Source organism: Indolivaga capnocytophagoides DSM 22835 (assembly GCF_000426485.1).
GTDB classification, from domain to species: Bacteria; Bacteroidota; Bacteroidia; order Bacteroidales; family Dysgonomonadaceae; genus Dysgonomonas_A; species Dysgonomonas_A capnocytophagoides.
In genome coordinates this window covers 64,227-88,989 of record NZ_AUFL01000015.1, presented here as the reverse complement: position 1 = coordinate 88,989, position 24,763 = coordinate 64,227, and the positions used below count along the sequence as shown (strand labels likewise).

Annotated in this window: 16 protein-coding genes and 3 pseudogenes; 11 read left to right on the top strand and 8 right to left on the bottom strand. The window is 37.4% G+C overall.

Annotation, left to right across the window (positions count from 1 at the left end; translation table 11 throughout):
* Positions 1-202 precede the first annotated feature (202 nt).
* The 8 genes and pseudogenes from K322_RS0109260 to K322_RS0109225 all read left to right on the top strand — a co-directional run.
* Positions 203-967: a ParA family protein gene (locus K322_RS0109260; RefSeq protein WP_026626642.1), complete on the top strand. Its 765-nt coding sequence runs from the start codon at positions 203-205 to the stop codon at positions 965-967.
* Between the two features lie 193 nt (positions 968-1,160).
* On the top strand, positions 1,161-2,069 hold the full coding sequence (locus K322_RS0109255; protein WP_026626641.1) for a ParB/RepB/Spo0J family partition protein: 909 nt from the start codon (positions 1,161-1,163) through the stop codon (positions 2,067-2,069).
* Positions 2,070-2,100: 31 nt separating this feature from the next.
* A complete protein-coding gene (locus K322_RS0109250) occupies positions 2,101-2,817 on the top strand; it encodes a DUF5683 domain-containing protein (RefSeq protein ID WP_051290727.1) in 717 nt (238 codons plus the stop codon).
* A 39-nt stretch (positions 2,818-2,856) separates the two neighbouring features.
* Positions 2,857-4,104: pseudogene (locus K322_RS21355) on the top strand (transglycosylase SLT domain-containing protein); the annotation flags it as partial.
* A 913-nt stretch (positions 4,105-5,017) separates the two neighbouring features.
* On the top strand, positions 5,018-7,261 hold the full coding sequence (locus K322_RS0109240; protein ID WP_026626639.1) for a RelA/SpoT family protein: 2,244 nt from the start codon (positions 5,018-5,020) through the stop codon (positions 7,259-7,261).
* Positions 7,262-7,296: 35 nt separating this feature from the next.
* Positions 7,297-8,319, top strand: a complete 1,023-nt coding sequence (gene ruvB / locus K322_RS0109235; RefSeq protein WP_035331801.1) for a Holliday junction branch migration DNA helicase RuvB — start codon at positions 7,297-7,299, stop codon at positions 8,317-8,319.
* 135 nt (positions 8,320-8,454) lie between these two features.
* Positions 8,455-10,008 (top strand): glycosyltransferase family 39 protein, encoded by a 1,554-nt coding sequence (locus K322_RS0109230; RefSeq protein ID WP_026626637.1) that lies wholly within the window; start codon positions 8,455-8,457, stop codon positions 10,006-10,008.
* 398 nt (positions 10,009-10,406) lie between these two features.
* Positions 10,407-11,429, top strand: a pseudogene (locus tag K322_RS0109225) (dipeptide epimerase); the annotation flags it as partial.
* Positions 11,430-11,452: 23 nt separating this feature from the next.
* Here K322_RS0109225 and K322_RS0109220 read toward each other — a convergent pair.
* Positions 11,453-12,514: a DUF6340 family protein gene (locus K322_RS0109220; protein WP_026626635.1), complete on the bottom strand. Its 1,062-nt coding sequence runs from the start codon at positions 12,512-12,514 to the stop codon at positions 11,453-11,455.
* A gap of 653 nt (positions 12,515-13,167) precedes the next feature.
* Here K322_RS0109220 and K322_RS0109215 point away from each other — a divergent pair.
* Positions 13,168-13,548, top strand: coding sequence for a GntR family transcriptional regulator (locus K322_RS0109215; RefSeq protein ID WP_026626634.1), 381 nt, complete (start codon positions 13,168-13,170; stop codon positions 13,546-13,548).
* A gap of 66 nt (positions 13,549-13,614) precedes the next feature.
* Here the strand turns inward: K322_RS0109215 and recG are convergent, their stop codons facing one another.
* The 3 genes from recG to K322_RS0109200 all read right to left on the bottom strand — a co-directional run bounded on the left by recG (position 13,615) and on the right by K322_RS0109200 (position 18,054).
* A complete protein-coding gene (recG, locus tag K322_RS0109210; RefSeq protein WP_026626633.1) occupies positions 13,615-15,711 on the bottom strand; it encodes an ATP-dependent DNA helicase RecG in 2,097 nt (698 codons plus the stop codon).
* Between the two features lie 357 nt (positions 15,712-16,068).
* Complete coding sequence (locus K322_RS0109205) at positions 16,069-16,923, bottom strand: alpha/beta hydrolase (protein WP_026626632.1); 855 nt, start codon at positions 16,921-16,923, stop codon at positions 16,069-16,071.
* Positions 16,924-16,995: 72 nt separating this feature from the next.
* Complete coding sequence (locus K322_RS0109200) at positions 16,996-18,054, bottom strand: lysylphosphatidylglycerol synthase transmembrane domain-containing protein (protein WP_026626631.1); 1,059 nt, start codon at positions 18,052-18,054, stop codon at positions 16,996-16,998.
* A gap of 316 nt (positions 18,055-18,370) precedes the next feature.
* On the opposite strand from K322_RS0109200, the gene K322_RS0109195 reads away from it, so the two are divergent.
* On the top strand, positions 18,371-19,690 hold the full coding sequence (locus K322_RS0109195) for a YihY/virulence factor BrkB family protein (protein ID WP_035331787.1): 1,320 nt from the start codon (positions 18,371-18,373) through the stop codon (positions 19,688-19,690).
* A 30-nt stretch (positions 19,691-19,720) separates the two neighbouring features.
* On the top strand, positions 19,721-20,434 hold the full coding sequence (locus tag K322_RS0109190; RefSeq protein ID WP_035331785.1) for a type 1 glutamine amidotransferase: 714 nt from the start codon (positions 19,721-19,723) through the stop codon (positions 20,432-20,434).
* A gap of 55 nt (positions 20,435-20,489) precedes the next feature.
* On the opposite strand, the gene K322_RS0109185 is transcribed toward K322_RS0109190, so the two are convergent.
* The 4 genes and pseudogenes from K322_RS0109185 to K322_RS21345 form a co-directional block, all read right to left on the bottom strand.
* The gene (locus K322_RS0109185; protein ID WP_026626628.1) at positions 20,490-21,350 is read right to left on the bottom strand and encodes an NAD(P)-dependent oxidoreductase; all 861 of its coding nucleotides are present in this window, start codon (positions 21,348-21,350) and stop codon (positions 20,490-20,492) included.
* An 8-nt stretch (positions 21,351-21,358) separates the two neighbouring features.
* Entirely contained in the window at positions 21,359-22,381 is a 1,023-nt protein-coding gene (locus K322_RS0109180) for an NAD-dependent epimerase (RefSeq protein WP_026626627.1), read from the bottom strand.
* A gap of 44 nt (positions 22,382-22,425) precedes the next feature.
* Complete coding sequence (locus tag K322_RS19025; protein WP_051290726.1) at positions 22,426-23,379, bottom strand: DUF4886 domain-containing protein; 954 nt, start codon at positions 23,377-23,379, stop codon at positions 22,426-22,428.
* Between the two features lie 660 nt (positions 23,380-24,039).
* Positions 24,040-24,763, bottom strand: a pseudogene (locus K322_RS21345) (acyltransferase family protein).

Here is a 24,763-nt window from a genome sequence, read left to right as displayed (position 1 = left end):
ATAAAAAGGTCTCTCTTTTTCTTTTAGTGCAATAAGATCAAAGAATACTACATATTTATATATCAAAAAGATACAAACTTTATCAACACAAAGACCGAGTTATCAACAATTCTCATAGAGTTTACCTCGTCATTTTAAGAAGTGCAGCAATTATTCGTTTCTTTGCAATCATAAAATCTTAAAAGAGTAACATAAAACTACTATGGGTAAAATAATTGCTTTAGCAAATCAGAAAGGTGGTGTGGGCAAGACTACTACTACCATCAACTTAGCTGCGTCTTTAGCTACACTCGAGAAAAAAGTATTAGTAGTAGATGCAGACCCTCAGGCAAATGCGTCTTCGGGTTTAGGACTGGATATTAAGCATATAAAAAATACTATTTACGAATGTCTCATCGGTGCAGCAAGCGCCGAGAAAGCCATTGTTCCTACTGAATATGAACGTTTGGATATTATCCCCTCTCACATAAACTTGGTTGGAGCCGAGTTGGAAATGCTGAATATCGAAAACCGCGAAAAACGACTTGCCTCTGTACTTGCCCCGATAAAGCAAAATTACGACTATATCCTGATAGACTGCTCTCCATCATTGGGATTGATCACCGTAAACTCGCTTACAGCGGCAGATTCGGTTATAATACCCGTTCAATGCGAGTATTTTGCACTGGAAGGAATCAGTAAACTGCTGAATACAATCAAAATTATCAAATCCAAGCTTAATCCATCTTTAGAGATCGAAGGATTTTTACTGACGATGTATGACGCCCGTTTACGTTTAGCTAACCAGATCTACGAAGAAGTCAAAAAGCACTTCCAGGAACTTGTATTTACAACAGTGATACAACGCAATGTAAAGCTAAGCGAATCACAAAGTTTTGCCCAGCCGGTTATCGCATATGATGCCGCATCGCGAGGTACTGTAAACTACATGCAGCTGGCAAAAGAACTAATAGAAAAAAATTCGTAACTTTGTAGCTAGGCCGAATTACAAAAGATACAAAACATCTGATTACATCGGTAATATCATTGTGGCGGTATAGATATAATCAAATATCAATTAATACTTATTTTTAAGAAATCAGCATATTTATTGCCCAAAAAGGTAATATAATCAACAGCCGGTATAACTTAAAAATAATTACTTTTAGTTAAATTGAATTATGGCAAAAAAACCTGCTTTAGGGAGAGGATTGGATGCTCTTATAACAATGGATGAAGTGAAAACCTCAGGGTCTTCATCTATTAGTGAAGTTCCATTGTCTCAGATTCAACCTAATCCCGATCAACCTAGACGTGTTTTTGACGAAGAAGCACTTCGAGAACTGGCTGTTTCTATCAAACAGTTAGGCGTGATACAGCCTATTACATTGCGTAAAATAGATGATGATACTTATCAGATCATCGCCGGAGAACGCAGATACAGAGCTTCGATGATTGCACAGGTTGAGTCAATCCCTGCCTATGTAAAAACAGCCGAAGACGAAAATGTCATGGAAATGGCATTGATCGAAAATATTCAACGGGAAGATTTAAACTCAATCGAAATAGCCCTTGCTTATCAAAACCTGATAGAGACTTATAACCTCACTCAGGAAAGACTAAGCGAACGAATCGGAAAAAAACGAACTACAATTGCCAATTACCTGCGACTGCTGAAACTACCAGCAGAGATACAAATGGCGATCAGAGATAAAAGAATAGATATGGCGCATGCCCGTACTCTGGTAACCATCGAAAACCCTGAGGTACAGCTAGAAGTATACGAACATATACTCAATGAAGACCTATCGGTACGCAAAGTAGAAGAGTATGTGAGGGCAATCAACAAAGGTGAAACTTTAGAAGAAATCATTCAGGAAAAAGAAGTTGTCGATCTTGTAAAGAAAGGAAAAATACAAAAAGCAACTCCCGAAGAATTCGATGTTTTAAAGAAACACCTATCAAAATTCTTCGATTCGAGGGTCCAGCTCACTTGTAACGACAAGGGAAAAGGTAAAATTACGATCGCCTTTAATTCAGACGAGGATCTTGAGCGTATTATTACTAAATTTGACCAGTTGAAACGATAAATTCGCATTTTTCCGTGTCATAAGCATAACTATGATAAAAAGAACAATCGTTGGTATATTTGCTTTATGTTTCGTATCATTGTATGCCTCAGGGCAGGACAATGATTCTTTACATATAGCCCCTACTCCCCAGAAGGCGTTAAGTACCAATAAAAATGATACTGTAGCATGGGTGGATTCAAAGCTTTCGTTCGATAAATCGACAGAAAAAGCGATGAATACGAAAGAATTAAAACCATTCAAACCTGATCCGAATAAAGCAGTACTTTATTCGGCTATTTTTCCGGGGCTGGGTCAGATATATAACCGTAAATACTGGAAACTACCGCTCATATACGGAGGTTTCGTCGGATTGTATTACGCAATATCGTGGAATGGCAGGTATTACAATGATTACACAAAGGCATACAAAGCCATCATGAGCGAATATCCCCGAAGCGATGCTAACTTTGCTATTTGGGGATCGTTTATCAGTGGCAATGTCAAAGTAACCGATATCACAGATGCACAGATAACCTCGTATAAAACGAGATTCAGAAATAAACGCGATTCTTACAGAAGATACCGCGACCTAAGTATAATCGGAGCCGTAGCTCTATATGGTCTGTGTATGATTGATGCATACGTAGACGCCCATTTGTTTGATTTTGATATTTCTCCGGATTTATCAATGAGAGTTGAGCCTAAAATGGAACAGGATCCTTTTGCCCGAAGAACAGTTGGCATCCAATGTAGTTTTACTTTTTAAGTCATTTGTCGAAAATGACAGGAAAATCAAAGGTTTATGCTGAGAAAAATTATTGTTATTAGTTTAGTTTGTTCGAGTTCGCTAATTATTACTGCCCAAAACCGCAAAACGGGAGTATCTCTCAGGGATACTATTACCGACAAAGACCTTGTAGTACCGGAAGAAATAGAGCGAAACTTCGATCAGCTTCTTATCGATTGGAGAAAAGAATTTTCTCCTGCATTGACATGCAACTCCAATGTCGACACAGACGTTGTATTCGAAGACTCGATATATATCAACAGGCTCTACAGTCTGCCCACAGTTATGGAACTAGCATACAATCCTATTGTAAAATCATACATCAGCATGTATACCGGAAGGATGCGTAACAGTGTCGAATACTTTGTAGGCAAATCGAGCTATTACTTTCCTATTTTCGAACAAGCACTCGATAAATACGGCTTACCTCTCGAACTGAAGTATCTTCCGATAATAGAATCGGCTCTTAATCCTACAATTGTATCACGAGCGGGAGCAACCGGTCTCTGGCAATTTATGATAGGTACAGGCAAAATGTACGATCTGGAAGTAAACAGCTTGGTAGATGAGCGTCGCGACCCGTTGAAATCGACAGATGCGGCTGCCCGTTATTTAAAAGACCTGTTCAATATATATGGTGATTGGAATCTCGTTATCGCAGCTTATAACTGCGGCCCCGGAAATGTCAACAAGGCAATTAAACGAAGCGGAGGAGCAACCGATTATTGGGCTATATACCCCTATTTACCGAGAGAAACAAGAGGTTATGTTCCGGCTTTTATTGCAGCAACTTATGTTATGAACTACTATTCGGATCATAATATTTGCCCGTTCGAATACAAATACACAAGATCGACGGATACGATCGTTGTAGACAAATACCTGCACCTGCAGCAAGTGGCAGATGTATTAGGTGTTCCGATTGATGAAGTACGCAATCTGAATCCTCAATATAAAAAAGATATCGTTCCGGGAGAATTCAAGCGTTATCTCGTAACACTGCCTTCTGCCAAGGCCGCGGACTTCGAAGTATCGAAAGATTCGGTTTATGCATACAGAACCAATGAATTTCTATCGCACCGAAAGGTTGTAGAACCCAGCGGTTATACAGCATCTGCAGGAAGTGCATCAAGATATAGGGTCAGACGTGGTGATAACATCGCATCCATCGCAAGAAAACACGGAATATCAACCACTCAGATAAAACGTTGGAATGGATTAAGGTCAAACAGATTAAAAGCCGGACAATATCTAGTGGTAAGCAATCCCAGTATAGCACCACGCAAAGAGAAAGAAGAAACTTCGACAGAAGAAGTTACACTTGCACAAAATCAAACACAAACAGAAAATACAGCTACAAATACAGCATCTGCCGAAATAGGAAGTAAAACAAACGAATCGAGCCTCCTTGCTCAATATTTCAACAAGATGCAGGAAAAGGAAGTTTCGGACAATAACGGTTCTTCGGCTACTGAAGATAACAGCAATACGGCAGCAACACCAACCGACAACAAGCAACCAAGGATACACGATCTTCAGAGTCCTCAGACAATATACCATAAAGTACGTATCGGAGAAACATTAACCCAGATAGCATCTAAATACAGCGTAGATAAAGATGATATCACTCAGTGGAATAAACTGAAGAAATCGGTTCCTAAAGTCGGACAAAGACTCGTTATTCATCTACCACAAAAAGCAAAAGAAGAAGATATAGAAGAAAATGTACCTTCAATAAATGCCGAAGCGGTCGAAGAAGTGATGGCAGAAGCAAAAAAATCGGCTGAAAACGAAACAGCCAGTCAGGCGGTAGCATCAATATCTCCGGTGGCAATGAAGAAAATAGACGGAAAAGAATCATCGAAGACATCACAAACTCCCGAACCGAAGAAATCGGCTCCTAAAGTTAAAGTCCCAATGATATATGTAGTCAAAAAAGGCGATACACTAGGGCATATCGCATCACGCTACGGAGGCAAAACGACAGCAAGCAGCATACGAAAGGCCAATAACTTAAAATCAGATAATTTAAGTATCGGACAGAAATTAAAAATACCCAGATAAAGGATTTTGTCCTTATCTTGGCAAATAAAAAAGATCTAATGCAACAATGTCTGATGATAATAAGTTGTTGCTGTTGTATACACAAAAATAATAAATAGGTCTGAGACCTTACTTTATGGACAACAACGATAAGAACAAAGAGGAAGAAATGATGATCGATAAAGAGTTTGACGCTCTTATCGAGGATTATATCAAATCCAATCACAGACGAAAAGTCGAACTGATAACGAAAGCTTTTCATATAGCCCGCGAAGCACATAAAGGCGCACGCCGCAGGTCGGGTGAGCCGTATATTATGCATCCTATAGCGGTAGCCCGTATTGTTTGTAACGAAATAGGGCTAGGGTCAACATCTATATGCGCGGCTCTCCTCCATGATGTTGTAGAAGACACAGACTACACGGTAGATGATATCAAGAAACTTTTTGGCGATAAAATCGCTGAAATTGTCGATGGACTGACGAAAATTTCGAGTGGTATGTTCGGAGATCAGGTTTCTTCGCAAGCCGAGAATTTCCGCAAACTACTGCTAACGATGTCCGATGACATCCGAGTGATTCTGGTTAAAATAGCCGACCGTCTTCACAATATGAGAACCTTGGGTTCGATGGCTCCGGCAAAACGCCATAAAATTGCAGGAGAAACAATGTATATATATGCCCCTCTGGCACACAGGCTGGGGCTTTTTGCCATAAAAACGGAACTCGAAGAACTGAGTTTTAAATACGAAAATCCCGAAGAATACAACGATATTGTAGAAAAGCTCGACAAATCGAGCTACATCCGCCGTGATATATTCGAACACTTTGCCGAGCCTGTAAAGAAAAGACTCGATGAACAAGGCTTCAAATACGAAATAAAGGCGAGAGATAAGTCGGTCTATTCTATTTGGAATAAGATGAAGACAAAGGCCGTTCCGTTCGAAGAAATCTATGATATTTTTGCGGTACGTGTTATCTTCGAATCCGAACCTGGATTAGACGAAAAGAAACGATGCTGGGATATTTATTCGATCATTACGGATATTTATAAGCTCCGCCCCGACAGGATCAGGGATTGGGTAAGCCGTCCGAAATCGAATGGATATCAGGCACTACATCTCACGGTTATGGGTCCTGATGGCGAATGGGTCGAAATACAGATCCGAAGCCGAAGAATGGATGATATCGCCGAAAAGGGATTCGCTGCACATTGGAAATACAAAGAGGGAAAAGTCGAAGAAGATACAGAACTCGACAAATGGCTGAAAACCATAAAAGAGATACTCGAAAATCCAAATCCAAACGCAATTGACTTCCTTGATACAATCAAGCTGAACTTATTTTCGCAAGAGATATTTGTGTTTACTCCCAAAGGAGACCTAAAGACAATGGCTCAAGGAGCAACTGCTCTCGATTTTGCCTATGAACTTCACTCCAATATCGGAGATAAATGTATCGGGGCGAAGGTAAATCACAAGCTTGTACCATTGAGCCATAAGTTAAACAGCGGTGATCAGGTCGAAATTCTGACATCAAAGTCACAAACCCCTCAACCCGAATGGCTGGGATTTGTGACAAGTGGAAAAGCCAGAGCCAAACTCGAAGCATCTCTGAAAAAACAGAAAAAAGAAATAGCGAAACAGGGAGAAATAAAACTGAGAGGTTTTTTAGGAGTGGAAGACATTCCAACTCCTACCATCGACAAAATGCTGGATTATTACAAAGTTGCCAAAAAAGAAGACTTATTCTTTGCTATAGGCAATAGAACGATTGTTTTACCGACAAAACCGGCTCTTTTGTTCAAAGATGCCAAAGATAATACCAACAGTAACTTCCTGATGAGATACGTTCGTCAGGCATTCCGCACTAAAAAGAAAGAAACGGAAACAGCTACTATTTCGGATACAGATGATCTGAATACCATCGACAAGAAGAAGACCTATATACTTCAGGAAGATTCTTTTCAGAAAAATTTCAGGCTCGCATCATGCTGTAATCCTATTCCTGGAGATAAAGTATTCGGTTTTATCGGTGATAACAACGAAATACAGGTACACAATGTAAATTGTCCTGTAGGTCTTAAACTAAAAGCTAGTTTTGGTAATAAGATTTTGAATCTTGAGTGGGGTAATTATGCGCAGTACTCGTTTCTATCGACAATAGTTATCAGAGGGATAGACCGGGTAGGAATGCTGAACGATATAACCAAGGTGATCATCACGGACTCGGTAAATATAAAAAATTTGAATATCGAATCGAATGATGGTATCTTTGAAGGTAAAGTAAGCCTTTTTGTACATAGTGTAGCAGATGTACAAAAACTATGTTCACTGATTCTTAAGATAGAAGGTGTACAATCGGTAAACAGGCTTAGTTAAAGGCAGTAGACCTTTTTATAATCGAATTAATGGATATGAGCGAAAATTTCAATATGCATAACGAAAAACTGAACGGAACGGAGCGTGAATTTGAAAACGCACTCCGCCCTCTTACTTTTTCGAGCTTCAGCGGACAAGACAAGGTGGTAGAAAACCTCAAAGTATTTGTCACTGCTGCACGTATGCGTGGCGAGTCTCTCGACCATACTTTATTGCATGGACCTCCGGGATTGGGAAAAACAACCCTGTCGAATATTATAGCCAATGAATTGGGGGTAGGTTTTAAAATTACCTCAGGCCCTGTACTCGATAAACCCGGTGATTTGGCCGGATTGCTCACATCTCTGGAGCCTAATGATGTTCTTTTTATCGATGAAATACACCGTCTTTCACCGATTGTTGAAGAATACCTGTACAGTGCCATGGAAGATTACCGCATCGATATAATGATAGATAAGGGACCGAGTGCCCGTTCGGTACAGATCGAACTGAATCCCTTTACCCTGATAGGGGCAACTACCCGAAGCGGCTTACTGACAAGCCCGTTGAGAGCCCGTTTCGGTATCAATATGCACTTGGAGTATTATGACATGAATACGCTGACCAATATTATAGTTCGATCCGCAGATATTCTCGATGTTCCCTGCAAAAGCAATGCAGCACATGAAATTGCATTAAGAAGCCGTGGAACTCCCCGTATAGCGAATGCTTTGTTACGGAGAGTACGTGATTTTGCACAGGTTAAAGGATCAGGAAGCATCGACAAAGAAATAGCGACCTATGCACTTGAAGCTCTGAATATCGATAAATACGGACTCGATGAAATCGACAATAAAATATTGCTGATCATTATCGATAAATTCAAAGGAGGCCCTGTAGGTATCTCTACCATTGCCACAGCTTTGGGTGAAGATGGGGGCACAATAGAGGAGGTATATGAACCATTCCTCATAAAAGAAGGATTTATGAAACGAACTCCAAGAGGGCGGGAAGTAACCGAACTTGCATACAAGCACCTCGGACGTCATAAAGAAACCGAACAGGGGTATCTGTTTTAAAAAGGATCAAACCCTCTGTTACGGTCATAGAGAACCGGTTTTACCGAATAAATTTAAGCAAGGTCTCAGACCAATTTATTACTTAGGCAAGTATAACAACCTGAGATTATTGATAAACTAAAAATATATCATTAAATGCTTTCTTTTACTGATATGGGATATTTTACGGACAAATCACGGAATACTATTATACTATTCAGCCTATTGATTATAGGCTCTTTTTATTTATTGTACCACTGCTTTTACACGGCGTTCTGGTACGACGAGGCATATACAATCAATCTGGTCAGGCATTCTTTTTCACAACTATGGTATATCACGGCAAATGATGTTCACCCTCCTCTTTATTATGCTTTGCTCAAAGTATATACATACTTTGCCGGACAGTCGGTTGTCGCTCTCCGTATATTTTCATGCCTGCCGGTTATAGGGTGCCTGATTATAGGATGCACTCTGATCAGAAAGGATTTTGGCGATAAAACCGCAGTTTTATTTCTCTCCATCTTCATCCTACTACCCGTAACCCAATACATAGCCTCCGAAATAAGGATGTATTCACTAGCTATGTTGTTTGTTTTAGGAAGTGCAATATACTCATACCGAAGTTTTAATAACTTTTCGAAATTCAATCTAATAAAACTTACCTTATTTTCTTTAGCTGCAGCATATACCCATTATTACGCTTTGATGGCAGTTTTTTATATTTATGCCATACTATTCACAGTTCTTTTTATATACAAAAGAGATAAATCACTTCAATTTTTAGGAATAGGTATTCTTTTTATAGTCGGCTATTTGCCATGGTTAATCCATATTCCGGCTCAAATGGGTCAGGTGAGCGATGAATACTGGATAAATCAATCGAGGTTAAAAGATCTCGTGATTTACATTTACTACCCTTTCTCTACAGAATTAGACTTAGTAGGGACAGGAACGCCTTTAAAAACATTTGCAATCGAACTGACTTTAACTGCTATCCTTTTGTCGATAGTTTGTTATACAGTTGTAGATAGTTCACAGGGTTCACATAAAGAGAAAATCCCTAAAAGTATCTTCGGAAAACTTATTTTCGCCGTTTTCATCCTGGTTATATCATCTGTGATTGTGTATTCATTTGCCGTGAAGCCAGTCTTTGTAACACGTTACATGAACCCTCTGATGGCTTTATTTATCTTATTTATCGCAATCCATTTATCATTACTTAATTATGATAAGACAATAAATAAAGTCATCGTTTCTTTATTTTTCGTGATCCTGGGTTTTCTATCGGTAAACAGGTTTATGCTTCAAAAAGAAACAAATGACCGGGATCAATGGGTTCAGAATAATATTATCCATTTTGCCGAACAGCGGGTAGATAGTAATACTGTATTCTTATACTCCGACACACGAAGTTTTGCTATAGCTTTCGGAAATTTACTATATCCTGACCATAAGCACTATCAAAGAATACGTCTGACTAAGAAATACTACAAACAATACCTGAAAAACTTTAACTGCATCCCTATTTTTGATTTTAAAGAAGTCGACCCATCTTATAAAAACGCATTAATAATCAAAAATGTAGACAAAGACGATTCTTTTATGAATGTTACCGCCGATTCAATCGAAGTAAGCCAATATTTTGAGATTGTAGACAGAGCCGATTTCAAAGGACATGTGGTGTACCAACTCCGGAGAAAAGAATAGATTCCAAGATTTTTATCTATAGGAGAAAGTTCTTTGATTGGTTTATGGGTATTCTTTATTTATACGGTTGGATTATTGACGGTAGGAGCAAATAGTTATTTGCCCCAAATAAGATAGAATATCGGGCGAAAGATTTTTGTACCTGCAGTGCCTCAGAAGCCGTCTAACAATTTTTGAGCGTTTGCTCTGGTAAGAAAAAGAATACAAATAAAAAATGTATATTTTTGTGTAACGTTTGTTACCTTTTGAGTGATAGAAAGTATTTAATGATGTGTTTTAGAGCGATAACCAGCTCTTGCTGTTATGCTTGCAAAATCAACAATTAACAATCGCCGAAGGGAAGGCGAGGCAAATAAGTCTGTAACCTTAAGGTAAATGAAAATAGTAAAGAAATGGCAAGGCTGAATCTTAGATGGCAACCGTATGAGTTGCAGTTAAAATATCCGTTTACAATAGCAACTTATTCCAGGACGACAACACCGGTTGTACTTGTAGAACTGGAGTACGATGGAATCACAGGCTATGGGGAAGCCTCTTTACCGCAATATCTGGGAGCAACGCAAAAGACCGTTATTGATTTCCTTGAAAAAATCGATTTTTCGACATTCAACAATCTCGAAAAAATCGAAGAAATATTATCCTATATCGATAATATTGAAGCAGGAAATACCGCTGCAAAAGCCGCTGTAGATATAGCTTTACATGATTTGACCGGAAAGATAAAGAATAAGCCATGGTATAAGATCTGGAATCTCGATCCGTCTAAAACACCTTACTCAACCTATACAATAGGTATGGATACAGATGATGTAGTGCGTAAAAAAGTAGCCGAAGTTGCGGATGATTTCAAAATACTGAAAGTAAAACTCGGTGGGATAAACGACAAACAGATAATATCTGCCATACGAAGTGTTACAGACCTTCCGCTTGCTATTGATGCCAACCAAGGGTGGAAAGACCGTATGCAGGCATTAGATTCGATCTGTTGGCTTAAAGAACAGGGAGCAGTAATGATTGAACAGCCAATGATAAAAAATGATCTGGAAAGCAGCGCATGGCTCACCTCACACAGCCCTTTGCCAATATATGCCGATGAATCAATTCAGCGTTTTGCCGATATGGAACGGATAAAAGGGGCATTCTCTGGTATTAATATCAAATTAATGAAGTGTACAGGTTTGCATGAAGCCTGGAAAATGATCACTGCTGCTCCGCAAATGGGTTTTGATGTAATGCTTGGGTGCATGACCGAAACATCTTGTGCTATTTCGGCGGCATCTCAATTATCTCCTGCTGTAAAATTTGCCGATTTAGACGGAGCATTGCTCATTACAAACGATTGTTTCTCGGGTACTAAAATAATAAACGGGAAGATTGTATTAAACGATCTTCCCGGTATAGGGGTAAAAAAAATATTCTGAATATAAAGCAAATAGGGCAGGTCTTACTCGCCGGATGATCGTCCGGTTATATCAAGGAGTTTGAAGTCTGCGTAACGAGTCAGAAGATCCTTTTTATACTGTTCTGCTCTCAGGTAATTCTGTTCGTCAACTCCCGTAAGAACCGCTTGTTTAAATAGGTCGGAAGAAATAGATACCCAACTGATAGCACCCATAAGGTTGTCGGTCAATTCATTTGCCAAAGCAATATTAAACGCAAGCCGAGCTTTTCTTTTGAATTTCGATTCCTGATTGTAATCAGCTTCCCATATCTTCAGAGCCTCTGCCCATTGATCTTTCTGAGCCAATAATATAGCACTATTATTCTCATTAAAAAATAAACGCGGAGTTTCTACCCAATACGGAACAAGTGCATCAGCTATCTTTTCACCGGCATAACGGGCTGCTTCTTTAAGCGCATCTTCTCTTGAAGGAAGAGGATTATCCGAAACAAGATGATCATTGTAATACAAAGCCGTCCAATAAATACTATCGGTAAGAGTGAGCGAATTGGATATAAGCCGTCCTTCCTTCGAATAAATCGAAAAAGAAGCTGACATCTTCAGGTCGAGATTATCTGCTTTAACCCCTAGTCCGTCATTATCCTGCAAGGCATTTGATATAACGAAAAATCTGTCGAGAGATATAATTGCATCGGAATTAGATATTTGACAAATTTCTTTAACAGCAAGGGAATCTATAGGTTTAATATCCTCATAAGACAAATCGTCTCTCAGAGGTTTGTCATAAATAGATACTTCTTTAAAGTAATTCAAATCTGCCAGACGATCATACAATGCTCCGGAAAGGATAATGCCCAGACTATCGGACGGAACAGATAATTCTTCGTAGATCGGATTTCCTTTCTTATCATATTTTTGTATTGTGCTCCCCTGAAATGCTGGCTGTACAACTAAATTATTGACAACGATAACATTTCCTATTGCCCCGGGCAAAGCGATCTGCGGAGGCTTCTGAACATTTATAACCAGTGATTGGGGTGCTGTACATGCTGCAAATGATACCACAGCAAGCAAAATTACAGATGGAAAGAATAACTTTCTCATATATGATAACTGTTTAATATTTTGATGAAATAGTCCTTTATAAGTATAATAAGGTTTTAGCAGCCTTACTTCCTAAACCAATTAAGATCTGCTCCCCTAGAGTTCTAAATTCTAGCTTAATATCATTAAAAACTATCATTTATTTAGTGTTAGATATAATCTCAATTGAATTAGTACAAATATAACAAATACAAGTAATAGAAAGATTAAATATTCCGGTAATATTTTCTAATTATAAAGTACTCAATCCTCTTATTAAAATAGAAAGAACAATCACTTTTGTGAAAATTTATCTATACATAAAATGAATCTAACGATTTAGACCGTTGTACTTTGATAAAAGGATTAAAATTAAAACTTGATAATATGATTTTTTAGAATAATTCTGATTGGTCTAAAAATATATTATTGCCTTTTTTTATCTACCTGCCAATTTTCAAATTGAGCCTATTGATCGAAATATATCGTTAATAAATACAAATGAATCATACGTTAAAACAGGAATATAGAATTCCGTGTATTTTTAAGCAATTGAAAAAAAGCCTTTTATCTTAAATTAAAAAAGGTTAAAAAGTTAAAAAATAACATTTATGGCCTATTTATATAGAAAACTAGTGCTATATTTGTAATACAACACTCAAAATATCAAAGCTATGGAGTTCCATAAAAACAAACCCATTTACCTCCAGATTGTAGATGTTATATCTCAGAAGATAGTAACAAAAGAATGGAGAGAGGAAACAAAAATCCCAACAGTTAAAGAACTGGCAAAAGAATTAGAAGTAAATCATAACACCTTGATGCGATCACTCGAATTGCTTCAGAGTGAAGATGTATTAATGTCCAAAAGAGGCGTTGGTCTTTTCTTAACTAAAGATTCTTATAAGAATGCTTTGGATTTGATGAGAAGATCATTCTATGACAGCCAGGTTCCCGAGTTTTTTACTACGATGAATTCACTTAAAATTACTTTAGGCGAATTGATTGATCTTTACAAGACAAACAAAAGAGTAAGTGAAACGAGTCTTATCTAAGACTGTTAGGTGAAAAGAATTAAATCGAATATTCCGTCTAATAAAACGGGGTATTCGATTTTTTTTTCAACTAATAAGCCCCCAGTTATAACGGTTTCCTCCCAATTTACGGAGTTGTTGCTTCAATACCTGATTTTCGTGGCGTTCAAGTGCAGGATCTTCATCAATAACCTTTTGTGCTATTTCACGGGCATAATACATTATCTGCGAATCCTTCACAAGGTCTGCTATTTTAAGATTAAATGCTACCCCGCTTTGCTGTGTTCCCTCCAAATCTCCCGGTCCTCGGAGCTTAAGATCAGCTTCAGCAATTTCGAAACCATCGTTGCTTTCAACCATTATATCGATTCGCTTTCTCGAGTCTGCCGATAATTCATACGGAGTAATAAGAATACAATAAGACTGATCGGCTCCACGTCCTACTCTTCCTCTCAACTGATGTAATTGCGAGAGTCCGAACCGCTGTGCACTCTCAATTACCATCACGGAAGCATTCGGCACATTTACGCCAACTTCGATAACGGTTGTGGCAACCATAATCTGAGCCTCATTACGCACAAAACGTCCCATTTCTTCTTCTTTTTCCGCAGGTTTCATTTTACCGTGTACCTTGCAAACGATATAATCGGGAAATACTTCTTTAATATGTTCAAACCCCTCTTCAAGGTTCTTTAAATCTATTTTTTCGCTTTCCTCAATCAGGGGATATACAAAATAAATCTGTCGGCCTTCATCCAACTGCCTTTTGATCGAGTTATACAAGGCTCCTCTTTTTTTATCAAACTGATGAATTGTCTGTATAGGCTTACGCCCCGGTGGGAGTTCATCTATAACCGACACATCCAGATCACCATACACAGTCATAGCCAGAGTACGCGGAATCGGTGTAGCCGTCATAACCAGAATATGCGGAGGATTAGTATTCTTCGACCAGAGCTTAGCTCGCTGAGCAACTCCAAAACGGTGTTGTTCGTCAATGACTACTAATCCCAGATTACTAAACTGAACGGTATCCTCAATCAGAGCATGTGTACCTATCAATATTTTGATATCTCCGGTCAGAAGGCTTGAATGGATTTCTTCCCTTGCTTTTTTACGTGTCGATCCGGTTAATAGCTCAACACGTATATTCAGCCCGAATAAGAACTCTTTCAGGGTATAATAGTGCTGAGTAGCCAGAATCTCTGTCGGAGCCATCATACAGGCTTGAAATCCGTTATCGAGGGCAATAAGCATAATCATTAATGCGACTAATGTTTTCCCGCTACCGACATCTCCTTGCAAAAGCCGATTCATCTGCTGCCCGGTTGCCATATCCTGCCTTATTTCACGGATAATTCTTTTCTGCGCTCCTGTCAGTGGAAATGGCAGGTTTTTCTCGTAAAACGAATTAAAATTTTCTCCTACCTGAGAATACACAAATCCCTTCAATTTAGCTTTTCGGGCAGAAGTATATCTCAATATATTCAGCTGAATATAGAAAAGTTCTTCAAATTTGAGTCTATATTGAGCATCACGCAATATTTGAGGATTGGAGGGAATATGCACATTCCACATCGCCTCCTTTATAGACATCAGTTTAGCTTCCTGTAAGATATAGGGAGGTAGTGTCTCGGGCAGATTCTCTATCGCTGAACTTAGAGCAGATGATATTATTTTCTGAATAGCTTTCGAATTCAGAAAATGTTTTTTCATTTTCTCCGTAGTATTGTAATAACCGAAAAGACCTCCAATTTCGGTCTTTTCTTCTATATAAGGATCTATATCAGGATGAGCGATATTAAATTTACTGCCGAAAACCGTAGGTTTCCCGAATACTATATATGGTGAGTTTGTCCTATATTTATCGGTAACGAATTTTTGCCCCTGAAACCAAACCAGATCTACAAATCCTGTTCCATCGGTAAAATGCCCTACCAACCGTTTGTGACGACCTTCTCCAAATGTTTCGAATGCCGTAATACGTCCTTTCAACTGAATATAGGGCATATTGCCATCTATCTCATGAACGTAAAAAATACGGCTTTTGTCGATGTATTTATATGGATAGTAATGTAGAAGATCGTCAAGAGTGAAGATCTCCAACTCTTTGTTGAGTATCTCAGCCTTTTTAGGACCTACCCCCGGCAGGTATTTTATGTCTGTATTTGAAATATCCGGCATTACGTTTAAACAGTTTAATCTTCGTATCTGTTTGTTTCTTTTTATCTTCTCCTTTTCAGACCTTTAACCTCCAAAAGGTAACAAACGTTACACAAAAATATACATTTTTTATTTGTATTCTTTTTCTTACCAAAGCAAACGCTCAAAAATTGTTAGACGGCTTCTGAGGCACTGCAGGTACAAAAAATCTTTCGCCCGATATTCGATCTTATTTCGGGCAAATAACTATTTGCTCCTACGGTCATAATACAACCGTATAAATAAAGAATACCCATAAACCAATCAAAGAACTTTCTACTATAGATAAAATACGTTCAATATGCCTATAGTTATTCCAACCTCACAAGATGGATGACTTTAATTGGGTCTTGAAGCAGCGAAAAATTCGACAAAAAAAGCCAATTGCCAATCGAAGGTCTTATTCCAATATACACTATTATGCTCTCCCGGCGAGCTGATGTAAGTATGGTTAATTTTCTTATCAGCTAAATCTTTATGTAAAGTTTCGTTTACTTTAAAGAAAAAATCGCCTTGTCCGCAATCTATTATCAGGTTCGGGCTTATTTTACGGAGTTTTTCTACTTGTGTTGCTATTGTATGACTATCCCAGACTGCCTTATTTTCGGTATAAGTTCCCAACGAGTTCAACATATTCCAGTTTCGGGGAAAAGGACGAATATCCACACCTCCACTCATAGAACCTGCTGCGCCAAAAGTCTCAGGATGAGTAACAGCCATCCACAAGGCTCCATGGCCTCCCATACTGAATCCTGTTACAGCCCGACCGCTTTTATCGGATATCGTTCTGTAATGCGAATCTATGTAATCAATCAATTCTTTAGAAACATACGTTTCGTATTGTATTTTCGGATCAGTCGGGCTATCCCAATACCAGCTGACTTTTCCATCCGGACAAACGAATATAACTTGGTTTATTGAGGCAAGTTCAGGAAGATTGGGCTTTATGTTCAGAAAAGAATTCTGATTACCTCCATGCCCATGCAATAGATAAACAACCGGATATTTCTTCGAAGTCCGACTGTTATAATCTGCGGGCAGAATTACGATATTTTTGACATTAATATCCATTTTACCGCTGTATATACTTACTTCATTTATTTGAGTAACCTGTGCACAGCTAAAACCCGATAAGACAGATGTAAAAATAAACAGAACAATAAGGGTTCTGCATCCCGATTTTATTTTTTCCATAAAAATTTAAGGTCTCAGACCTGTTTATTGATTTGGCAAGTAACAGCCAAAGCCTGTTATATTTAAAATATACTATTGAACTTTATCTACCTTCGAGAAGGCCTTACTTGCCCATCGAGGAACAAGTATCGTTCCGATAAAAAGATAATTATAGTAACTAAGTAATCTCCATAAAAGAATGATCACAGGCACCAATCCTGCAATAGGAATCAATGCACTCAGATACTGCTTGAATATGATCTCACTCAATCCGCTTGCACCGGGAGTAAAGCTCAATATCATTAACACCCACATCACAAACTGCCGACCAAAGATCAACAATTGATCTTGTACAGGAAAAAATGCCATAAAAAGAGCATTTACGACAAAAAAGCGAGAACACCACGAGAGTACTGTCGACATTACTAAAGGGAACCAAAAACGAATACCTTTCCCTCTTATTTCAGTTGAACTAAGGATAAGATCATTCCCGGCCTTTTCGGCTGCAATACTCCATCGTCTCAAAAACGGCAACCTGAAAAGCTTTACCAAAAGCCATTTTATAGCCTGAGGTTTAAAGAATAATCCTGTAATAAGGCACACACAAAGAAGAAATTTTACAATATAGGCAGCAATAAAAAGAGAAATAACACCGATTTGTATGGCGGATACTTCCGGAAAAAGCTCTTTTACCGGTACAAAAAATAAAAGAAGAGGAAACGTAACTACAAAAAACATTTCATCGAGCAGCATTGTGATAAACACCATAGCTGTACTGCGTCCTACCGGAATATTTTCTTTCGATAGAAATAAAATAGCCATACTTGACCCTCCTACCGACGAAGGGGTAACTGCGGTACCGAACTCAGCCAGCAGAGTAACCTTCAATGATTGTTTCCAAGACAACACCTTTTCGGTCAGATATCGGTAGCGTATCGTAAAACCAAGGTCTCGTCCTACCATCAGTAATAAAGCTATAAAGAACCAGAATATTGTATTTCCGGTAATGAATATCTGTTTAAGTTGTTCCAGTTTTTCGGAGTTTTCTGTTCCTGATAAATCTTTGAGAAACATAAAAACGATTACTCCTATGCCAAGGAATGTAGGCAGGAGAATTTTCCAAAGACTTATTTTACCAGATTTATTTTGCATTTAAATTTATAATTAGATCAGCTTATGTAATTTGCAAAAATAGTCAAATATATGAATATTCTCTTTAGGAAACGGCTAAGGACTCAGAACGTATTTCTCAGTCATTTCTCACAACTCAACAAAGTGAAAATAAAAAATCAGATAAAAGTAAATCATATGATAAGAGAACATTTTATCTTTGTTTGGGTTCATATTCAATAGACCTTCAGTAATTGTTTAAAATTAGCTCGTTTATAGTTTTAGAGATCTTTTTTCCTGAAAATAAACGAAAAAGAAATGAATAGTTATTGTGATACATATTTTGATGATTTAAACTATGATTGATAAAATAAAAAAATTAGTCACCCAGATTCTGCATTTCCTTCGTATCGGGATATGGAAAGTGGATACCAAACAAAGCGGAAAACCCAGAGCATTTATATATACTGCGATAAAATCGGGGATTCTCGCATACCGAAATATGGATTGGGGGCAGGTAAATACCAAAGCTGCCGCACTTACATACAATACGCTCCTATCTATGGTTCCTCTGTTAGCAGTATTGTTTGCCATTGCCCGTGGATTCGGATTCCAGAATATCGTTCAAAGCGAGCTATTCGGATATTTCGAAGGACAGAGAGAGGTTTTGGAAAAAGCAATGACCTTTATCGATAAATCGTTGGAATATGCTCAAAGCGGGGTATTTTTAGGGATAGGACTCGTTCTTCTTCTCTATACTGCATTGAATCTTATCGGTGGAATAGAGTCTAATTTTAATTCTATCTGGCGTATCAAAAACGACAGGTCGTATTACCGGCAGTTTACAGATTATACAGCACTACTGCTTATTGCTCCTGTATTTCTTGTTTGCAACGGGGGATTATCGATTTTGTTGAATTCATCGGCAGAAACTAAATTAATAGGATTGGTAATCAACCCATTTATAGAAGTATTGCCTTATGTAATAACTGTCTTATTGTTTACGTTCTTGTATTTATACATACCGAACACTAAAGTAAAATTCTCCAGTGCCCTTTTTGCGGGAATAATAGCCGGACTGGCATTCCAGATATTCCAGCAATTATATATCAACGGACAGATATGGATATCAAAATACAATACAATATATGGTAGTTTTGCAGCGTTGCCATTGTTGCTCCTTTGGCTGCAATTGTCGTGGCTGATCGTTCTGATCGGGGTAGAACTGAGTTTCGGCTATCAGAATGTAAAGAAATTCAGCTACGAAAAAGACACTAAGAATATAAGCCGCCGCTACAAGGACTTTGTTATCCTGCTTATTATTACACTGATCGTAAAGCAATTCGAAAAAGGAGATAAACCATATACAGCAAGCCAGATTTCCGAACGCTTCAAAATACCCACACGGGTTACGAGCGATGCCCTGTTTTTATTGCTTGAGCTTAATCTTATCAGGGAAACACCATCCGATGACGATATTGTTCCGGCTTATATTCCGGCTCTGGATATAAACAAAATATCGGTTGCTTACCTGTTCAATAAGGTCGATTCGTATGGTACTGAAGATTTTTTCAATATCGATATAAATGGAGAATTCTTCGATGAATGGAATGTAATTCAGGATATAAGAAGAACGATTTTTGAAAAAGAAAAAGATACTCTGGTAAAAAACTTATAACAACGGCAAGCATTTAATAATATCAGAAAAATGAATAAACAAAAGTTGCGTATACACTGTATCCAACATGTCGATTTCGAAGGAATCGGATATATTGAATCATGGGCAAAAAATAACAATCATGAGTTGACATATTCTTTGTTGTACAAACAAGAAGAGTTTCCTGAACAAATTGATTTCGATTGGCTGATTGTCATGGGCGGCCCGATGAATATATATGAAGATGATAAATACCCGTGGTTGACCGGAGAAAAACAATTCATAAAAGAATCGATCAATTCGGATAAAACGGTACTTGGGTTCTGTTTGGGCTCTCAATTAATTGCGGATGTACTTGGAGCTAAAGTCAAAAGGAACAAGGATATAGAGATCGGTTGGTTTCCGGTAAACTTAACCGATTTTGGTAAATCCCATAAAATATTCCAAGATCTGAATTTTGATAATCCCGTATTTCACTGGCATGGGGATACATTCGATATACCCGCTAAATGCGAGCATATTGCATACAGCAAGGCTTGTACTCATCAGGCTTTTATCTATAAAGGTAAGGTGATCGGTTTTCAGTTTCATCTGGAAGTAACCCCCTACTCTCTTGCAAATATGGTAGAGAACGGAAAGGACGAATTAATAAGGTCGGAATACGTCCAATCTCAATCAGAGATTACAGGAAACAGCCAATATATAAACCCTTGCAATGAAATTCTTACAGAGATATTGAACCGTCTGTCGAAACAATCGGTTTAAACGCAAAAAGAGCCGTTTTCAGCGACTCTTTCTATATAATCAAGGCTTTGTCTGGTTATTTAAAATATTCGCTTTTTACAGCCTTTATTACAGCCATAAGATCTTTATCCGCTAAGTCGGCTTTCATAGCTTCACCAAAGATACGAGCCATAGCTGTCGACACCTCGGTATTCAATCCTTCTTTTTGAGCTAGACGGATATCTTTGTCCATATGCTTCAACGGGAATGCCGCCGGATAATTATCCTGAATGATAGCAGGAGTCTTCATCTTGGACATACCACTACCACAAGCACTTTCGTTTACAATGAACATCATTGTTTCACGATCTATGCCGTTTTTTTCGGCTAAAAGGACAGTTTCGGCCAATCCTTCGATTACAACAGACATATAATAGTTGATCGCCAGTTTTGCCTTAGCTCCTAATCCGGCTTCTCCAAGATATAAGGAAAACTTACCCAGTTTTTCGAAAAACATAGTTGAAGCTTCATAATCGATCTCACGTCCGGCAACCAGAATGATCAACGTTCCATCGGTCGCAGGCTTTACACTTCCCGATACGGGAGCGTCAAGATAATGACCTCCTTTTGATTCGATCTCTTGAGATAAACGTATAGTCAACTCCGGTGAAATAGTACTCATATTGATGAATAACTTCTTCGATATATCCGATTTCATCAGATCTTCATACACAGACGTGACAGCTGAATCATCCGATAGCATAGTGAATACTACATTCGAATTAGGAACTACTTCCTCGATTTTAGTAAAAGACTTAGCTCCTGCTTCGGTAAGAGGTTTTATTTTCTCTGCTGAACGGTTGTAGACCGCTACATCGAATCCGCCTTTTAGGAGATTCATAGCCATCGGGGTTCCCATGTGTCCCAATCCTATCCATGTAATCCTTGGTGTTGACATGATCATGTTTATTTAGTTATACCATAAAACGAGATATACCAGTCGACAAAAGATTTAACTCCTTCCTTAATTGGTGTATCAGGCTTAAAATTGACATCATTCTCGAGGTTGGACGTATCAGCATATGTCTGATAAACATCGCCCGGCTGCATAGCCATAAACACTTTCTGAGCCTCTTTGTTTAAGGCTTGTTCTATTTCGCTTATAAAGTCCATCAATTTTATCGGCTTCGAATTGCCTATATTATAGATTTTATAAGGAATCTCAGTCTGGGGTATATGTGTCAGAGTCTTTATTACTCCATCGACAATATCATCGATATAAGTAAAGTCACGCAGCATATTTCCATTATTGAATATCTTGATCGGTTCATTATTCACAATTGCCTTAGTGAATAAGAACGGAGCCATATCAGGTCTCCCCCACGGACCGTATACCGTAAAAAAACGTAGGCCTGTTGCTGGAATTTTATACAAATTACTATAGGCATGAGCCATCAGTTCATTCGATTTCTTCGAAGCTGCATATAAACTTACAGGCGAATCTACTTTATCTTCTTCCGAAAATGGGACTTTATCATTCATCCCATACACACTGCTCGAACTCGCATACACAAGATGCTGAACAGGATTGTGCCTGCAGGCCTCTAATATATTTATAAACCCTACTATATTGGATTCAATATATGCATACGGATTCTCTATTGAATAACGTACGCCTGCCTGAGCCGCAAGGTTACAAACAATATCAAATTTCTCTTCGGCAAACAGCCTATCAATTCCAGCCTTATCTTCTAACTTTAGTTGAATGAAAAACGAATTTTTTGAATGAGAACTGACAATCTTTTTCCCATAAACGATATCTGATTTGTCAAATCCAAGGTCAGCCAGACGCCCATACTTCAAACTCAGCTCATAATAGTCATTGATATTATCGAGACCTACAATCTGAACATCAGGATTCAATTCTAACAGCTTTTTTGTTAGAGAATATCCGATGAATCCGGCTGTGCCTGTGAGGAGAAGTTTCATGAGAACATATAATAATGGGTTGGGATACTATAAATCCTCTAAAACTACTCTGAAATCGAAAAAGGTTTAGATAATGCCTTCTGTGCCGCATCCTGACAAGTCCTGTAATTATTCGAAGAAAGAGGTATATTTCCATCCATACTATAATAAGGAATCTTAGAGGCATCAAGATTCAAACACGGAACGATAAGCTCTTCAATCCATAAATAAGAAAGAGTATAACGACCAACAGCTAAATTACTATGGTAACCATCACGTGTCAAGTCCAAGGATGAAGGATCAATCTTTGATGTTCTAAGATTTTGTATAGCTGTACCTGAGGGTATTACTAATTTAATGCCAGTATCTTTCATCAGTGTTTTTGTTGCATTCACAATGCTATTATACATCTGCTCCTGATTATTGTTATACTTTTTAAATCCAGGATGTGTTGAGTTTTTCCCATACGCCCAAGTCATATGCCATCCGAAAATAACATTCTTATTTAAAGCAAATTTATGCAACTCGTTTAGAAGAAGATTTAAATATGGCTGAAATGTTTCGTATCTCCCAGCATCATCTGAAGCCTGTTGGAGAATTATTATATCCCAATCTGTATACTGCAAAGCTTTTTTAAGAGTATAAGTAGGAGTGATTGTCCAACTATCCGATTCTGATTTATTCAAGAAAAATGCATATGGATTTGAATCACTCGCAAAGTTTTGGTAATGTTGAGAGAGTGAACATCCCTTATAATTAACAAAACCTAAGACAACATTTCCAACTCCCATTTTCTTCAGTATTTTAGGAATATTCGACATTGCATCTTCCGTAAAACTATTCCCTATAGCAAAAATTTTTAACGTATCAGTATTGTGAGGCAATACTGTGTTTATGGAAAAATTAAGAGAAGGTGTTTCCAATTCCGATTCTCCATCATTATTCTGACAAGAAACTAAATCAAAGAACAATAATAAAAGTAAAAATAAAATTACACGAAATTTAATTGTTGTTTTCATTTATTCTACAAAGTTAGTGTGCAAAATTCTCATTATAAAACTGGGGCATATTATTAATATATTAAGTAAATTAAAAGTAAAAAAATATGAGCATATAACAAATCAAAATGAAATATTTTTATGCTACAAATCTAAGCCGATTCTTAATTTAGAGCAAGAAATTTTTCTTATTTAAGAGACAACGATATGCGTTTATTGACAACCTGCCGTTTTTATCAAAAAACACACCGACTTATTAAAGTAGCTTATAACAGAGTTTGTATATAAACATTATTCTCTCTTGGTCATAAATACTATTTTAAGATCGATTCCCTGTAATAATTCCTAAGAAATTAGGAATTATTTTACTTAAAACGATATATAAAGATAAGGCAATAAACACTATTATAAAAACAGGAACAAAATAAATAATAAGAAAAGAAAAATCACTCTGCTTATTAAATATTAACAAAAAAACTTTGCGAACAAGAGTAAGCCATGGTTCATGAATTACAAATACAAAAAAACTCGCACTAGCAAGGAACTTCGATAAGTGTAATTTTTTTGTTTCTAACCCAAATGCAACTATATTAAAAATAAAGGTTATACCTACCAAAATTCCTATATTATGAATGTGGATATTAAACTGATAATCTTTTGTCAATAAATCGACAAATGCGATTATAGGGTAAGTAATAAGAGAAAAATAAAAAATTTATTCGAAACTTCGATCAAGTTATACCTATATATACTCAAATAAGCACCAAGAGTAAAGAAAAAAAGACTTGCAGAACTAAAACCTACAATTTGTTTAATATCTAAAAACCAATAAATACCAACAATAACTATTCCTGCGATTTTCGTATATTTAACAAGCAAATATATTAACGGAGAAAAAATACAAACAATAAAAAGAACCCTTATAAACCAAAAAGGATAAACAAAAGGAGTATTTCCATCAACAGGAGCCCAAAAAGCTCGAACAAAATTCTGAATTCCAAAATGACTAACTTTTAGATTCTTACCTGAAAACAAATCTGATATATAAGGAGTATTTTCTGCAATAAAGAATAAAATCAATGCAAAAAGATTCCAAAAGATATAAGGAATTAGTAAAGTTCGGATTCTCTTTTTTGTTTTACTAATGTATGAATCTTTATTAAAAAACCGAACATTTATAAAAATATAAGAAACCTGATATAAGAAAAAATAAAGGAACAGCCAATCGAGCAAAGACCATTGATAATAAATAGCTCACATTATTAAAAACACTTTGATTACTCATTACTTCAATGGAATTACTTTGAATTGTTACAGTCCCATACGAATGAATGAATATTACTAATATAATTAATGGAAAGCGAAGATAATTTATCGTTTGTGATTGTAGATTTTCGTTATTCAT

What these genes read in the sequence shown, in the direction of transcription:
- K322_RS0109260 (WP_026626642.1), top strand. Translation starts at nt 203, where the DNA reads ATGGGTAAAATAATTGCTTTAGCAAATCAGAAAGGTGGTGTGGGCAAG.
- K322_RS0109255 (WP_026626641.1), top strand. Translation starts at nt 1,161, where the DNA reads ATGGCAAAAAAACCTGCTTTAGGGAGAGGATTGGATGCTCTTATAACA.
- K322_RS0109250 (WP_051290727.1), top strand. Translation starts at nt 2,101, where the DNA reads ATGATAAAAAGAACAATCGTTGGTATATTTGCTTTATGTTTCGTATCA.
- K322_RS0109240 (WP_026626639.1), top strand. Translation starts at nt 5,018, where the DNA reads ATGGACAACAACGATAAGAACAAAGAGGAAGAAATGATGATCGATAAA.
- ruvB (WP_035331801.1), top strand. Translation starts at nt 7,297, where the DNA reads ATGAGCGAAAATTTCAATATGCATAACGAAAAACTGAACGGAACGGAG.
- K322_RS0109230 (WP_026626637.1), top strand. Translation starts at nt 8,455, where the DNA reads ATGCTTTCTTTTACTGATATGGGATATTTTACGGACAAATCACGGAAT.
- K322_RS0109220 (WP_026626635.1), bottom strand. Translation starts at nt 12,514, where the DNA reads ATGAGAAAGTTATTCTTTCCATCTGTAATTTTGCTTGCTGTGGTATCA.
- K322_RS0109215 (WP_026626634.1), top strand. Translation starts at nt 13,168, where the DNA reads ATGGAGTTCCATAAAAACAAACCCATTTACCTCCAGATTGTAGATGTT.
- recG (WP_026626633.1), bottom strand. Translation starts at nt 15,711, where the DNA reads ATGCCGGATATTTCAAATACAGACATAAAATACCTGCCGGGGGTAGGT.
- K322_RS0109205 (WP_026626632.1), bottom strand. Translation starts at nt 16,923, where the DNA reads ATGGAAAAAATAAAATCGGGATGCAGAACCCTTATTGTTCTGTTTATT.
- K322_RS0109200 (WP_026626631.1), bottom strand. Translation starts at nt 18,054, where the DNA reads ATGCAAAATAAATCTGGTAAAATAAGTCTTTGGAAAATTCTCCTGCCT.
- K322_RS0109195 (WP_035331787.1), top strand. Translation starts at nt 18,371, where the DNA reads ATGATTGATAAAATAAAAAAATTAGTCACCCAGATTCTGCATTTCCTT.
- K322_RS0109190 (WP_035331785.1), top strand. Translation starts at nt 19,721, where the DNA reads ATGAATAAACAAAAGTTGCGTATACACTGTATCCAACATGTCGATTTC.
- K322_RS0109185 (WP_026626628.1), bottom strand. Translation starts at nt 21,350, where the DNA reads ATGTCAACACCAAGGATTACATGGATAGGATTGGGACACATGGGAACC.
- K322_RS0109180 (WP_026626627.1), bottom strand. Translation starts at nt 22,381, where the DNA reads ATGAAACTTCTCCTCACAGGCACAGCCGGATTCATCGGATATTCTCTA.
- K322_RS19025 (WP_051290726.1), bottom strand. Translation starts at nt 23,379, where the DNA reads ATGAAAACAACAATTAAATTTCGTGTAATTTTATTTTTACTTTTATTA.